This is a genomic window from Haloarchaeobius caseinilyticus, assembly GCF_051207395.1.
Lineage (GTDB): Archaea > Halobacteriota > Halobacteria > Halobacteriales > Natrialbaceae > Haloarchaeobius.
Window position 1 is genome coordinate 868319 of sequence record NZ_JBPJZC010000001.1, and the last position, 13998, is coordinate 882316.

General features: G+C 64.8%; 11 protein-coding genes and 1 tRNA gene. 3 read left to right on the forward strand and 9 right to left on the reverse strand.

Annotated elements, in window-relative coordinates; all coding sequences use genetic code 11:
- The 5 genes from ACSC1P_RS04570 to ACSC1P_RS04590 form a co-directional block, all read right to left on the reverse strand.
- Positions 1–1692, reverse strand: coding sequence for a PH domain-containing protein (locus ACSC1P_RS04570; RefSeq protein ID WP_435358949.1), 1692 nt, complete (start codon positions 1690–1692; stop codon positions 1–3).
- On the reverse strand, positions 1689–2153 hold the full coding sequence (locus ACSC1P_RS04575) for a PH domain-containing protein (RefSeq protein ID WP_435358950.1): 465 nt from the start codon (positions 2151–2153) through the stop codon (positions 1689–1691). Before ACSC1P_RS04575 ends, ACSC1P_RS04570 begins: the two co-directional genes overlap by 4 nt.
- A gap of 113 nt (positions 2154–2266) precedes the next feature.
- Positions 2267–2515 carry a BolA family protein gene (locus tag ACSC1P_RS04580; protein WP_435358951.1) on the reverse strand — a complete coding sequence of 83 codons (249 nt, stop codon included), beginning with the start codon at positions 2513–2515 and terminating at the stop codon, positions 2267–2269.
- A 63-nt stretch (positions 2516–2578) separates the two neighbouring features.
- Complete coding sequence (gene fen, locus ACSC1P_RS04585) at positions 2579–3559, reverse strand: flap endonuclease-1 (RefSeq protein WP_435358952.1); 981 nt, start codon at positions 3557–3559, stop codon at positions 2579–2581.
- Between the two features lie 89 nt (positions 3560–3648).
- Entirely contained in the window at positions 3649–4260 is a 612-nt protein-coding gene (locus ACSC1P_RS04590) for a GNAT family N-acetyltransferase (RefSeq protein ID WP_435358953.1), read from the reverse strand.
- A gap of 302 nt (positions 4261–4562) precedes the next feature.
- Here ACSC1P_RS04590 and ACSC1P_RS04595 point away from each other — a divergent pair, with 302 nt between their 5' ends.
- The 3 genes from ACSC1P_RS04595 to ACSC1P_RS04605 all read left to right on the forward strand — a co-directional run bounded on the left by ACSC1P_RS04595 (position 4563) and on the right by ACSC1P_RS04605 (position 9833).
- Positions 4563–6734, forward strand: coding sequence for a 5'-nucleotidase C-terminal domain-containing protein (locus tag ACSC1P_RS04595; RefSeq protein WP_435358954.1), 2172 nt, complete (start codon positions 4563–4565; stop codon positions 6732–6734).
- 153 nt (positions 6735–6887) lie between these two features.
- On the forward strand, positions 6888–8651 hold the full coding sequence (locus ACSC1P_RS04600; protein ID WP_435358955.1) for an asparagine synthase-related protein: 1764 nt from the start codon (positions 6888–6890) through the stop codon (positions 8649–8651).
- Positions 8652–8744: 93 nt separating this feature from the next.
- Positions 8745–9833 carry a phosphotransferase family protein gene (locus ACSC1P_RS04605; RefSeq protein WP_435358956.1) on the forward strand — a complete coding sequence of 363 codons (1089 nt, stop codon included), beginning with the start codon at positions 8745–8747 and terminating at the stop codon, positions 9831–9833.
- 17 nt (positions 9834–9850) lie between these two features.
- Here ACSC1P_RS04605 and ACSC1P_RS04610 read toward each other — a convergent pair whose 3' ends face one another.
- From ACSC1P_RS04610 to ACSC1P_RS04625, 4 genes are all read right to left on the reverse strand, one after another.
- A complete protein-coding gene (locus ACSC1P_RS04610) occupies positions 9851–10195 on the reverse strand; it encodes an avidin-fold protein (RefSeq protein WP_435358957.1) in 345 nt (114 codons plus the stop codon).
- Positions 10196–10792: 597 nt separating this feature from the next.
- A tRNA-Gly gene (locus ACSC1P_RS04615) sits at positions 10793–10863 on the reverse strand.
- A gap of 286 nt (positions 10864–11149) precedes the next feature.
- Positions 11150–11794, reverse strand: coding sequence for a class I SAM-dependent methyltransferase (locus tag ACSC1P_RS04620; RefSeq protein ID WP_435358958.1), 645 nt, complete (start codon positions 11792–11794; stop codon positions 11150–11152).
- A gap of 77 nt (positions 11795–11871) precedes the next feature.
- Entirely contained in the window at positions 11872–13998 is a 2127-nt protein-coding gene (locus tag ACSC1P_RS04625) for a type II secretion system F family protein (protein ID WP_435358959.1), read from the reverse strand.

The window sequence follows — 13998 nt, forward strand, 5'->3', positions numbered from 1 at the left end:
TCACCCGTGCAGATGCGTCTGTAACCGCTCACGCAGCGTCTGCTGTAACTCGTCGACCGTCGTGGCGTCTAAGTCGAACGCGGTCGGCGCGGACCCAGTCAGGGTCGCCGAACTCGCCGTGTCGGCGACGAGCGTCGCCAGCGACAGGCGTCGCTGGAACACGGTCGCCTCGCTCACGACCGTCTGGAGGCGGTAGTACGGCACGATTTCGGTCTGGCGGTTCCAGAACCCGGACCGGACGACGACGTGGTCCTCGCCGACGTAGTAGCCACGGTTCGCCCACTTGTAGTGTGCCGCGACCGGCGCGAGCAGGTACAGCACCGCGAACAGGTACCAGAGCGTGAAGTCAGGGACAGCCTGCGAGACGCCCCACGCGAGGGCGAGCAAGACCGTGACGGCGATGCTGTACCGGACTGCGTACCGTCGCCGGGCCCGCTTCGGGGCGCGCTCGAACTCGACTCCAGACAGGTCGATGTCTGCGAGGTCGTCCGCGAGTTCGAGCACTCGTGCTTTCGGTGCGAGTGGGACCGCAGACTGACTCCCGCTCTCGGCCCGCTGTCCGGCGTATCCCGCCGTCTCGACGCCGAGCGCGGCGTAGCCGAGCGGTCGCATCACGACGGTTTCAGTGAGTGAGACCGTCTGGACCTTGTCGGTCGGAATCGACCCGGAGTAGCGCTGGAGCAGGCCACGCTCGTAGACGAGGTCCTCACCTCGGCGCGCCAGCTCGAACCCGTAGAACTCCTGTATCGAGACGACGGCGCTGACGACGTAGGACGCGGCGAGCACGAGCGGCGTCCCGACGATTCCGGTCACGAACACGTCGTTGGCCGTCATCGTGTCCGGGTCAAGCGTGGTCGGCCCGCCGAACGTCCCGAGCACCCGGAGCAGTCCGTCGATAGCCACGTCGCCGACGATTGGGGCGGCGATGACGAAGATGACGAACGAGCCGAACCGGAAGCGGGCCAGCGCGAGAATGAGGAGGTCGACCGGCGAGAGCGTGAACAGCGTTCGCTCGGCTTCCGCCGACGCCGTGCCCGTCTCTCTCGCGGGCGATTCACTGACCGACGTCGCGGTCTCGGTCGACTCGGCTGGTTCCGTCGGCGACGTGTCGGCTTCGGCTCCCGCCATGGGTGCGCCTGGACGGTCATCCGGGGCGGCACGGTCTGCCGGGGCGACAGTCTCGTCGGTCGTTTCAGTCCGCCCGGTCACTGCGGCCGCTTCTCGACTCCCGTTCCGTCGCGCCCGAATCTCGCGCTGGAGCCGGTCTGCCTCTTCCCGGGAGACGACCGAGAGTTCGGCCTCGGTTCCGCCGCCGCCCGCAGTCTCGATTCGAACGACCGCCACGTCGAACAGTCGATGGAAGAGGTTCTGTTGTACGTCGACGTTCTGGATACGGCGAATGGGAATTTCTCGCTCAGTACGGCCGATGACGCCCGAGGCCACGTCGAGCGTGTTCTCGGTGAGTTCGTACTCGAAGCGCGTGTAGACGAGGTAGCCGTACACGATGCCGACGACGAAGCCGACCGGCGCGAGGACGAACACGAGGTCGATGCTCGTCCCAGTCGTGTCGATGCCGAGGACTTCACTGAGGACGCTCCCGCCGAACAGCGAGAGGAAGAACGGAATCGAGAAGCCGTTCACCCCGTAGCGGAGCATCCGCGTCACGGCCGAGAGCGGATGCAGCCGCCTCATACCGCGTCCTCCGGCTCGGCGGCGACCGCGAGTTCGCGGAGTTTATTTCGGAGTTCGCGGGCTCGCTCGGGGACGAGGCCGGGCACGGTCACGTCTGCCCCACGTGACCCGGCGGTGTAGACGACGACGCGGGAGAGGCCGAGTGCGCGGTCTAACGGCGTTCGCTGGGTGTCGACGTGCTGGACCCGAACGTAGGGGACCGCTGTCTCGACGCGCGTCACGACACCGCGTTCGAGGTAGAGCGCGTCGTCCTGGAGTTCGAACCGCCAGTCGCGGTAGAGCGCGCTGGCGTGTCCGACACCGAGGCCGAGGACGACGACGAGGACACCGGCTGCTGCGAGCGTCTGCGGGAACCACGATTCGACGCTACCGAGGAGAAAGACCACGCCAGCGAGGACGACCCCACCGATGGCCGTTCCGACGACCCACTGGATGCGAACTCGCTCGTGGAGAGTTTCCATACCGTTTCAGAGACAGTCCGCCGACAAAAAGTGAAAGGCTCCGCGCCGGGTGGCGGTCTGGTCGCTCGCGCAGTACGGCGAGGCGAGCGACAGTGACGCGTGACAGTACCGCGCTACAGGTCAGCGTACTCCTCGGGTGTGTACGTCTTCAGTTCGAGCGCGTGGATGTCGGTCGTCATGTGCTCGCCGAGTGCGTCGTAGACGAGTTGATGCTGCTGGACCAGTGGCTTCCCCGCGAATTCGGGCGAGACGACGGTCGCGCGCAGGTGGTCGTCGTCGTGTTCGCCGCGAGCGCGTTCGACGGTCGCTTCGCAGTCTTCGATACCGGCCTCGATGAGATCGGCGACTTCGTCCGGAGTCATCTGTCTGTCCGGCAGTACGGCACTCCGTGCCTTACGGATTGCGTCATGGAGAGCGTCACCGGCTCAGGTCCACTGGTCGAGGCCGGTCTGGGTGACACCGGTCTCGATACGTTCGAAGCCGCGGCGAACTTCGTCGGGGTCGACCTCCCACTCCTCGACGACGTACTCGCGGGCAGCTTCCACGTCGGGCGAGATGGCCGTGTCGAACTCGTACTCGTCGGTGACGTTCGGGTCGCGAAACAGGGTGCGGACGAGGTCTGCGTTCTCGACGTACACGTCCTCTTCTTCGAAGACGGTCCAGATGTCGCCGTGTTCTTTGACCTTCTTCAGGGCAGTCTTCGGGCCGTAACCGTGGACGCCCTCGTTGAAGTCGGTCCCGCAGAGGATGGCGATGTCGATGAGCTGTTCGAGGGTCACGTCGAGGTCCGCGAGGGTCTCTTGCAGGTCCATGCGCTCCGGGTCGCCCTTGCTGGTTAGCTGGCGAAGCGTGACCGGCGCGCCGAACAGCAACGCGTCGTAGTCCTCGGTGCCGACGTAGTCCACGTCGCCGCGCTTGGCCATGTTGGCACACTGTGCCTCACCCTCGGCGGGCGCTTCGACGACCGGCACGTCGAGCAGGCGGAGGAGTTCGCGGCTCGTCTTCTGAATCACTGGTGTGAGCCGCTGTGTCGCCGAGTCGAGTCGGGCGACCTCCTTCGAGTCGCCCGCTTCCTTGGCTTCTTCGAGGCGTTCTTCCATCTTCTCGCGTTGCTCGCGCCGGTCGGCGATTTCGTCGGCCTTGAGTTCTGAGGGGCCGCCGTCGAACACCATCACCGGAATCAGGTCGTGTTCGAAGAACTTCGGCAGGCCCTGCACGATGCCGATGAGGTTCGCCACTTCCTCGCCAGCGTCGGTCGTGTAGCGGTGGTCGCTCGTCCACCTGACCGTCGTCGTCAGATAGCGATAGAGCCAGTTGTGCGCGTCGACCGCGACGACGCCGCCGCCAAGTTCGTCGAACGGGACTTCCTCGATGTGTGCGAGGTCCCGGAGGTCTGCGTTACCCATCGGCGGACCTAGGTGACCGAGCGTATCAACTCTAGGGATGTGGTTCGACGATGGGACCCACAGACTCCCGGTCGTTCTCGCCGACCGGACTACCCAGGAAACCCGGGTGGCCCACGTTCGCGTTTTTCGGCGACGAACGCCCGTTCCTGCTCGGTGAGGTCGTGGTCGTCGCCGGTGACGAACGCGTCGAGTCCAGCGCGATAGCTGTCCGCTCTATCGGTCGCGTAGCCGGGTGCGGGGTGTTCGAGGACGAGTTCTGCTAGGCCGGTTCGGTCGCCGGTGAATCCGAACCCAGCGGCGTACAGCGCCTCGTAGGAGTACGGGTTGTTGACCGCGATTCGGACGCGCTCGTAGCCGTGCTCGCTCGCCTGCTCGACGACGAAGCCGACGAGTTCCGGCGCGAGCCCCTCGCCGCGGTGGTCCTTGCGGACAGTCACGTATCGGAGCCAGAGCGTTCCCGGGTCGGTTCGGTCGGTGTTGAACGCGACGGCCGCGAGCACGTCCTGGTCGTACTCGTCGGCGTCCGGGAGTTCGGGCGGGAGGTCTCGGTCGAGCGTATCGGTCGGCGGGTCGCCGCGGATGACCGCCTTGCCAGTGCTCGACATCACGAACTTGCCGGCGTAACTGAACCGTCGGTAGTCGAGACGGAGTGTGGGACCTTCGGCCTCCCATCCGAGCAGTTCTGGCGTCTCCGCTGTCACGATAACAGGTGAGGGCGTCGGGGTATTACGCTCTTTCGTCCGATTCTGGCCCGGTGGTGCCTCCGACTGCAATCGAGCGAACTATGTGTCGGCATCAGAAGACAACCACTCATCCGGCCAGGTATATTTCCGTCGGCCATGGCCATAGACAGTTATCCCCGACGTGGCCCTGCCGTGGATTTCTTCGATTGTACGAACGAATTACCCGATTCTTTTAGTCGCCACCGGTACTGTGACAACTATTGTCTTGACGCCATCACATAGCCGATTTTATCAATGGTGGTTGTGGACGATTGACGTGTATGCGACGCTTCACAGCCGTCTTACTCGCGATATGTCTCGTCGCGTCGGGGATGCCCCTCGCCGCCGCGGGCGCGATAGACAGCACCGATACAGCAGTCACGGACACAGCAGTCGACGCACCGACACCGGCCTCGGCCGATGAGAGACTCCCGGCAGCAGTCGCCGACAGCACGGGGAACGCCGACACCGACGAGGCGAACGAGTCGGCGTCGACGACGGTGACCATCCTGTCGTACAACGACATCCAGACGGCGATGGCCGAGAACGGCACGGCCCCGCGGATGGTCCACCTCATCAACGAGCGCCGCGCCGCGCACGACAACCCGACGGTCGTCATCGGTGGCGGCGACGAAGTGAGTCCGCACTCGCTCTCGCCGCTCAGCCAGTGGGAACTGCCCATCGAGGTGCTGAACGTCATCGACCCCGACGTGGAGGGCATCGGGAACCACGACCTCGACTACGGCTTCGAGGCAGTCCAGAACTTCTCTGCCGCCTCCGAGTTCCCGTGGGTCATGGCGAACGTCGTCCAGAAGGAGTCCGGTGAACCGATTCCGGGCACCGAACCGTACCACGTCGTCGAAAAAGGCGGCGTGAAAGTCGGCGTCATCGGCCTCGCCGACGAGAAGATCAAGTCGAAGACCGCGGTCGACTTCGACGAAGAAGGGTACGAACTGCAGGACTACACCGACGTCGGCAACGAGTACGCCCAACAGCTCAAAGAAGAGGAGAACGTCGACGTGGTCGTCGTCGCCGGGCACTTCGGCGTCCCGGTCGCACAGGACCTCGCCGAGAACTCGGAGCGAATCGACGCCATCGTCGTCGGTGACGACGAGGTCGAGTACCCGCCCCAGGAGACCAGCGGCACGGTCATCATGGAGGCCGAGGCCCGCGCAGAACACGTCGCCGAACTCAACCTGACGGTCGAGAACGGCGAGGTCACGGCGTGGAACGGTCGCCTGCTGAACGTGACCGAGAACACCACGTACAACCAGACCGCCGCCGACATCATCACCGAGACGCGCGGCAGCGAACTCGACCGAGTCGTCGGTGTCACCGAGACGCCGCTCGACTCGCGCTTCTCGTCGAACTACCACGACGAGACCGCACTCGGGAACATGATTACGGACGCCTTCCGCTGGAAGGCGGACTCCGAAATCGCCATCACGAACGCTGGCGGCATCCGCTCGAACACGCAGTACGAAGCCGGCAACGTCACCGTCGGCGAGATTTACAACGTCCTCCCGTTCCGGAACTCGCTCGTCACGGTCGAGTTGACCGGAAGCGAGGTCAAGTCACTCCTCGCCAGTCAGATAGTCACGCTCGAAAGCGAGACCGGTTCGCAGTACGGTGCGGAACCGTCGCTGCAAGTCTCCGGTATCGCCTACGAGTACGTGCCGCACGAATCCGTCCCCGCCGAGCAGCGGATTCAGGACGCGTGGGTCGGCGACCAGCCGCTGAACGACTCGCAGACGTACACCGTCACGGTCAACTCCTACATGGCCGGCTGGGACGGCTCCGTCCTCGAAAACGCAACGCGCGTCTCCGAAACCCAGTCGCTCTACGGCACCGTGACGCTCGAATACGTGCAGGCGATGTCGCCGGTCTCGCCGACCGACGCCGACCGCATCCGCCGCGTCGACTACCTCGCCGGCACCGCGACGGCGACCCTCGACAGCGAGGGCGAGACGACACTCACGTTCAAGCAGCCGCCGAACGCGACTGAGTTCGACGCCGGGAGCTTCTACGCGACGACCGACACGAGCACGCGTGTGAACGCGACGGCCGTCGAGACGATGGAAGACGAGGTGGCAGTCACCTTCGACGACTCGGCACTGCAGACGCTCGCCGATGGCCCCGGAGCGGTCCAGATTTACGGGCTGTACGACGACTCGGGGTACAACCACAGCTACTTCGAGAAGTCCATCTTCGGTGGCGACCTGCAGGCGGCCATCGAGAACCCGACGACGACGACATCGACCACGACGCAGCCCCCGACGACGCAGCCGCCAACCACGGCGGACACGACGACCGGCGAATCGACCGATAGCACGGCGGCTCCAGGCGATTCGACGACGACCGAAGGCGTCAGTGACGGCACGCCTGGCTTCGGCCCCGCCGCCTCGCTCGTCGCACTCGCTTCGGTGGCGCTGCTCGCGTTCCGTCGGCAGTAGTCGCTGACAACGACTCCAGTCGATTTTCGTTTAAGCGTCTGTCCTGCATTCGGGAATATCGCACATTTCCGAACTTCTTTCTGATACGTTCGATATAGTCGAAAGGAAGACTATCGTTACTACTTATATTCGACCTCTAATTACAAGCGATGTATGCCCGGACTCTCCGCCATCGCTGGGGCTGTCGTCGACGAGACTGTCGAGCAGGCCCTGTCCTCCGTCTGTTTCACAGACAGATACGAGCGAACGACACGACTCGACACCGGGGGCTTGCGCGTCGCCGAGACGAGTTACGAGAGCTACCCGGTTCGGTCGTTCGAAATCGACGGCTATCGCGTGTTCTTCGAAGGCTACCTCTACGGCGTCGAGGACACGGCCGCGGCTGTCGCCGACGTGCTTCCCTCGCTCGTCGCGGACCGCCACAGAGCAGTTGCGGAGTGGATCGCGGCCCGCGACGGTGAGTTCGTCATCGCCGTGGTCGACCCAGAATCGGAGACGCTCTGGGTGTGTAACGACCAGTTCGCACGGCTCCCGTTGTTCCACGCCCGTGTCGGAGAGACCCACATCGTCTCACGCGAACTCGGATTCGTCCGAGAACTCGCCCGCCAGACGGACGACGGTTTCACCATCGACCGATTGGGGACCGCGCAACTGCTCCTCTTTGGGTACCCGCTGGGGACGCGGACACTGTTCGACGGCGTGACGATGCTACCACCCGGTGGCGTGTTGCGAATCGACGGTTCTCGGGAGGTAGAACGAGTGCAGCAGTTCGACCTCGGTGGGGACCGACACGCCGAAAAGGACCGCGAAACGAACGCGAAAGCACTCGAATCTCGGTTCGTCGAGGCGTGCGAAGCGCGAGCAGCGGCCGGCGGCCAGAACATCGTCGCGTTGAGTGGCGGGATGGACTCGCGCACTGCACTCGCCGGATACGAGGCGGCCGACGGTGTCGCCTTCGCAGCCACGTCCAGCCCGCCACACCGCGCCGAGCGAGGCGAGGCACGCGTCGCCAGCGAACTCGCAGACCGAGTCGGCGTGGACTGGCGCTGGTACGCGTCGGACCCGACCAATCGCCATCACGAGGAGTTGCTGGCCATGGCACAGGGGATGAACAGTCTGGCGAACGCGGCCGGCCTCGACTTCTGTGAATCGGTGGCCCACGAACACCCCGGCGCGACACTGGTCACCGGTGACGGCGGCGATAAAGCCCTCCCAGACCTCACGCCCGCGCACTCGCTCGACTCGAAAACGGACCTCGTTGACACGCTCTTGCGCTCGCAGCATCGGCTCTCCGTCGAGGACGCGGCCGGTATCGCGGGCATCAGTCCGAACCGACTGGTCGACAGCGTGGAGGCGCGTATCGATTCGTACCCCGAATCGGCCCTGGAGGACCGCTACGTCCACTTCCTCGTCCGTGAGCGCGGTATCAACTGGCTCAATCACGGCGAGGAGCGAACACGAAACCACCTGTGGGCGACGACGCCGTTCTACGCACCGGACTTCTTCTTCTACGCGATGCAGTGTCCCCCCGACCAGAAGTCTCGCCGGGACCTCTACCGGTCGTTCCTGCGCGAACTCTCCGACGAGGCCGTCGCCGTGGAGTACGCCGACTTCGGCGCGAGCATCGACTCGCTGGAGTTCCGCGTGAAACAGACCGCCTACGACGCGCTCGACCGCTTCCCGCGGGTCAAGACGACCGTGGTCGACCTCTTTCGAACGCTCGAACGGACCGAGTCCGACGTGTCGGCCGAGATTCGCCAACTCACCGACGCCGACGATGGAGACCAGTTCACGCCCGCAGCTGTTCGTCGCACGGTTCGAGATGGCAACTACAGCGATTCGGCACTCTACACGCTGTACACCGTCCTCGCGGCTCGTCACGGGGCTCTCGCCGACCGGCAGCCGAAATTCGCCTGAGATATCGCGGGGCTCTACGACGACAGTGCGCGGTCTGGGTGACGGTCGCAGACGAGCGGGACCCTTTTTCGTCGTCCCGGAGTGGGTTGGAGCATGACGACGCCCTCCGCCGACATCGACACCACTCGACTCGAATCGTATCTCGCGACGGAAATCGACACTGCCGTCGTCGAGACGACGGTTCTCAGCGACGGACTCAACCTCGTGTTGACCGTCACGACCGCCGATGGCGGCGTCGAGTACGTCGTTCGCCAGGCGAAGGAGCTCCGCGACACCGACGTGTTCAACGACCTGCGCGACGAGTACGCGCTCCTCTGTGAACTGGAGGACACCCCGATTCCCACACAACGACCGGTGCTGTTCTGTGACGACGAGTCGGTGCTGGGTGACGAGTTCTTCGTCACCACGTACGTCCCCGGAGAGCCGTTCCCCCGCGGGTCGTTCCTGCCCGAGCGGTATCAGGTCCCGGAGGCACGCGAACACATCGCCACCGGACTGGTCGACACGCTCGCCGAGATTCACTCGCTGCCGGTCGCGCAGTACGAGCCACACTGTTCGCGCTGGTCGCCGCTGAAGCAGGTCGAACGCGCGACTGCACGGCTCGACGCGACCACGGACGTGACCGGGCGCGAGATGCCCACGCTCCGGGCCGTTGGCGACTGGCTCCGGGAAAACGCACCCACGGAATCGGTGACGAGTCTCGTCCACGGTGACTACCGGGCCGGCAACGTCCTCTTCGCGGGTGACCAGCCAGAGATAACCGCGGTCCTCGACTGGGAGGCCGCACTCGTCGGCGACCCACTGACCGAACTCGGCTACCTCTTGCTCGACTTCCGGCGCGACGACGACCCGCGGCCGTCACTCGACGAAATCGAAGCGAAGTACCCTGAGGATGCGCTGACGGGCGTCAGAGAACTCCATCGAGACGGGCTCTCACCGTTCGGGTCGAAGCCTGGCAGTCCGACTCGACGCGAACTGGTCGACCGCTACGAAGACCGGACGGGGCTCACCTTCGACCACGAGCAGTTCTACCGCGCCCACGCGGCGTTCTTGCTCGCGTCGGTCTGGGCCGACCTCGGCCGGCAAGAGGTCGAAGCCGGCGGCGAGTCGTCCTACGCACCGATAGTCGACTACATGGCGCTCGTCGCGGACAGCATCACGAGTGGCGAGTTCCCGTTGTAAGTGCGTCTCCCGTCTCCTCACTCGCGGACTTCTTCCAGCACGCTCGACCCACCGCCGGCCTTCGACTCCCACTCCCACTCGTCTTCGATGCGGACTCGCCCGTCGTCGAGGAGCGTAACCGCACCGATGGAGTGGCCGGTAGCCGTCTCGCCGTCGTCGTGCAACTGGACGTACCGAATGTCTAATCGCTCGCCGTCGAAGGTTCCCACGAGGTGACCCTCGACGATGCTCCCACCGGAATACGTCGCGCTGACGCGGTCACCGTCCTGTTCGAAGCGCATCGTCGTGTCACCAGAAACCTCGCCGCCGTCGTTCTCGACGCCTGCGAACGTCCGGCCGCCGAGGGAGATGTCTGTCGGCATGACAGTCGGTTCGTCGGTTCCAGACCTAAAGCTAGCCCGAGAAACTGATAAATAGCGTTCATGACCTCCCTCTGGCTATGTCGTCGGCAGAACCGAGTGGGACGTGGAACCTCGGCTGGCTGGTCCTGACCGTACTGGTCGCAGTCGTTGCGTTCGCGGTCACGATGACCACGTGGACGCTCGTCGTCGGTGCGTTCGGCCGCGACCTCGCCGCCGTCGGTCCGATTCGGCTGCTGGCCGAAGCCGTCGCGACCCTCGCGTTCGTCGGGACGTTCGTCGCTTCGTTCGCGCTCTATCACCACCTCCTCTTGCGCGACGACGTCGACACCGAACGGGCGCAGACAGCGGTCGAACACACTGTTGGCTGGCTCCTGCTGTCGGTGGTCGTCGCGTTCGTGGTCGCCGGAGGTGTCTCGAACGTTCTCGGGCCGTCGTCGACGGGAAATACTGTCGGCGTAACTGCGTTCGTCGTGACGCTCCTCGCGTCGCTGTCGATGTTCTTCCGGAGACGACAGGCCGAACAGAGACGATGTAGTGACCGAGCGAAACGCCACGCCAGCCAGTCGCGGCGCTATTCGGTCGCGGTTACGAGAGAAGTGCACCAGCCGGGAATTGAACCCGGATCATTGGCTTGGAAGGCCAAGGTCTTGCCATTAGACCACCGGTGCGCGGTCTTCGCATTTGAACAGTCGCACCGAGGGGCACAAAACACTTCGGAATTTCGTCGACCGGCGACGAGTCGAGCGCCGTCGCTCGTGACGAAGTCCACAGCAGAAGTGCCTGCACGCGTCCGCGTTCCGGGGTCACTACGACTTGCCGGCGCACGAACGGGGCGACGCGGGATGCGACGCCGAGGACGCCGCGTAGAGCCGTGCGCGAGGGCCCAACGCGGCACGCGATTCCCACACCAACGGGTGTGCGCATCTATCGGTTCTCAGTCACGCCTTATGGGCTTTACTGTTCACTCGCCGTAATCGTCGCGTAACAGTTGCCGGAAGAAAGTTCGGAATGCAGGACAGTACAGTCGCTCGATTCGAGGTCCGCGTCGAACTCGTCGGGCGAGTAGATGTGGTAGTACCGCGGGACAGTGACGCCGCCGGGGAGCGTCCAGTCGACCTCGGTGTCGAACGACTCCTCGCGGTCGAAGGTGTCGTGCGCGGTCGACCAGACCGAGACGAGCGCCCGGCCGCCGGGTGTGAGCACGCGAGCGAGTTCGTTCAGACTGGCACGACGTGCCTCGCGCGTCGGCAGGTGGTGCAACGTCGCGACGTACACTGCGAGGTCGACGCTGTCGTCCCGAATCGGGAGTCTGGAGGCATCGCCCTGCACGAGGTCGACGGCGAAGTCGCGTCCCGTGGCGCGCTCGCGAGCAGTGTCGAGCAAGCCACGCGAGAGGTCGAGTCCGACGACGTGGTCGCACTTCGACGTCAGTACCTCGGCGTGGCGGGCGTTTCCGCAACCGAGGTCCAGTCCGCGTTCGCCAGCGGGCGCGTCGGCGACAAACGACTCGACCTCTGGCCAGGCGTACTCGCGCGTCTTCGCGAAGTGGGCCGAGATTCGGTCGTATGTGTCACGAGTCGTGCGCCGCGAGCGGTCCATGTCGCACTGGTCGCACCACGGCGAAGTAAGGGGTTCGACTCGAATACGCAGAGAGTGACTCCGGGTCCGGTATCGAGTCAGGGACCGGGAATCAGTACGAGGAACGTCGCGTACGCGAGCGCGACGAGGACGGCGGCGTGTTTCGCGCCGGTCCGCACGTCACCGGAGGAGAGTTGCCCCGCGATGAGGCCAGAGAGGAGCCCCTGCAAGACTGCCGCGTGGAAGAACACCAGCGTGTAGGCGTCCTTGTCGACGCTGCCAGCCTGCCCGACGCCAGCGACGGCCGGGACGTTCGCTGCGCCCGACCCGGTGCCGGCGTTGCTCGCGTTCAGTGCCGTCGCAGTGCCGCCGTCGGGGAGACTCGGGAGCAGCCACACCGAGAGGACGACGATGATGAACAGGAAGACGAAGAAGCCGAGGTAGACGACGACCATGTACGTCGACATCTCCTGTCTGCGGGTTCGCTGGAGTCGCCGGTCGGCTTTGGCCTGACTGGCCGCGATTCGCAACACGGTGGCGAGGTCGCCGCTGGCATTCATCGCCTTGGTCGTGAGCGTGACGACCCGAGAGATTATCTGCGTCCTGAGCCGGGCTTCGAACCGCTTGAGCGCGGTCTCGATGTCGGCACCCCACTTGATGTCGGCCCAAACGCGGTCCATCTCGGTGTCGAGCGCACCGAGTTCGGAGTCGCGGACGCGTTTGATGGACTCGACGACGGTCATCCCGGCCTCGTTGACGCTGGCGAGGCGGTCGAGCAAGTCCGGAACCGCGGCCTCGATGGCCTCGCTCCGACGGCGGTGCACCTCGAAGGCGATGGCGAACGTCCCGACGACGAACAGGAGCGCCTGAATGAGCACGTCGTCGAACGTCCGGATGTTGACCCCGGCCGGACCGAGGTTCGCCGGGAACCGGACCAACACGAGCAGGATGGCGAGCGGAACCGTTACCCAGAACACGGCGATTGGTCGCTCGACGACCGTCCGGACCGGGTTCCCGAGTTTGCCCCGGAGCCAACGGAACTGCCGATACGCGTCGAGACGCAGGCGATTTTCGGTCGCCGTCTCGTAGCCTCCGTCGGGCTGTACCTGCGACGGCCCGGCCCGCCTGATGCCCGCGAGGCCGTCGACGGGCGGGTCGACCTGCTCGTAGCGACGACCCACACCGAGCGTGTCCGTCACCGAGAGCAGGTAGATGATGAAGATGATGTTCCCACACGGGACGATGACGTAGACGAACACGCGAAGCGGGTCGAGCGTGTCGCCGACGGCGATGCCGAGGACGACGAGGATGGTGATGAGAAAGAGCGGAAGCGCGACGAGCGCCGTCACGTACACTTCGGCGAGCGTCGCCAGCCTGCTCAAGAGCTTCTCCTGTTGTGCCTCGGCTTCCTCCTGAAAGTCCTCGTACTGCTGGTGGAGGAAGTCAGAGAGCGACCGGCCGGACTGCAAGACGCTGGCGAGGTTCTCCGAGAACTCCTTGAACTGCCCACTCGGCGAGCGCCGAGCCATGGTGTGGATGGCAGTGATGAGGTCTTGCCCGAACATGTCCATGTTTCGGACTGCGACGTGGACTTCGTCGGCAGAGTCGCCGTAGATGTGCCGGTTCTCGGCGAGGATGCGCATCACCTTCGGGAACTCCATCCCGGAGCGAGACAGTGCGTAGATGAACGCGATGGTTCGCGGCAGCGACGCCTCGATGCGTCGTTCGCGCTCGTCGGCGACGTACTGCGGATACCACCAGCGGTACCAGTAGACCATCGCCCCGAACCCCAGTCCCAGCGTGAGGCTGGTGACGGCCATCAGCGCGAACAACTCGAACACGGAGATGGTCGGGAGGCCGACGAAGTTCGTCAGGAAGTGCAGGTTATCGGGGAAGACGGACCGAATCGTCTCCTCGTCGATGGCCAGCAGGATAAGTCCGAACCAGATGAAGTACATCCCGGAGATAGACCCGACGAGTGCGAACACGCCCGCGTACAGCAACGTCTTCGCCGAGTACGTCCGGTACGTCGTCGGGATGTGGGCCGCTCGCAAGAATCCTTTCCGAATCGCCTTGTTCCGACCGTGGAGACTCGCGTAGCTCCCGAAAATGACGAGCGCGAGCCTCGTGATGATGCGATTCGCCCGCACCGAGTACGGAGCCAGTACGACCGGCAGTGCGAGCGCGATGGCGACGACGAGCGGGACGTAGTTCGCCCAGGACAT

Coding starts and splice junctions, on each gene's coding strand:
- ACSC1P_RS04570 (WP_435358949.1), bottom strand. CDS start 1,692: ATGAGGCGGCTGCATCCGCTCTCGGCCGTGACGCGGATGCTCCGCTAC.
- ACSC1P_RS04575 (WP_435358950.1), bottom strand. CDS start 2,153: ATGGAAACTCTCCACGAGCGAGTTCGCATCCAGTGGGTCGTCGGAACG.
- ACSC1P_RS04580 (WP_435358951.1), bottom strand. CDS start 2,515: ATGACTCCGGACGAAGTCGCCGATCTCATCGAGGCCGGTATCGAAGAC.
- fen (WP_435358952.1), bottom strand. CDS start 3,559: ATGGGTAACGCAGACCTCCGGGACCTCGCACACATCGAGGAAGTCCCG.
- ACSC1P_RS04595 (WP_435358954.1), top strand. CDS start 4,563: ATGCGACGCTTCACAGCCGTCTTACTCGCGATATGTCTCGTCGCGTCG.
- ACSC1P_RS04600 (WP_435358955.1), top strand. CDS start 6,888: ATGCCCGGACTCTCCGCCATCGCTGGGGCTGTCGTCGACGAGACTGTC.
- ACSC1P_RS04605 (WP_435358956.1), top strand. CDS start 8,745: ATGACGACGCCCTCCGCCGACATCGACACCACTCGACTCGAATCGTAT.
- ACSC1P_RS04610 (WP_435358957.1), bottom strand. CDS start 10,195: ATGCCGACAGACATCTCCCTCGGCGGCCGGACGTTCGCAGGCGTCGAG.
- ACSC1P_RS04620 (WP_435358958.1), bottom strand. CDS start 11,794: ATGGACCGCTCGCGGCGCACGACTCGTGACACATACGACCGAATCTCG.
- ACSC1P_RS04625 (WP_435358959.1), bottom strand. CDS start 13,998: ATGTCCTGGGCGAACTACGTCCCGCTCGTCGTCGCCATCGCGCTCGCA.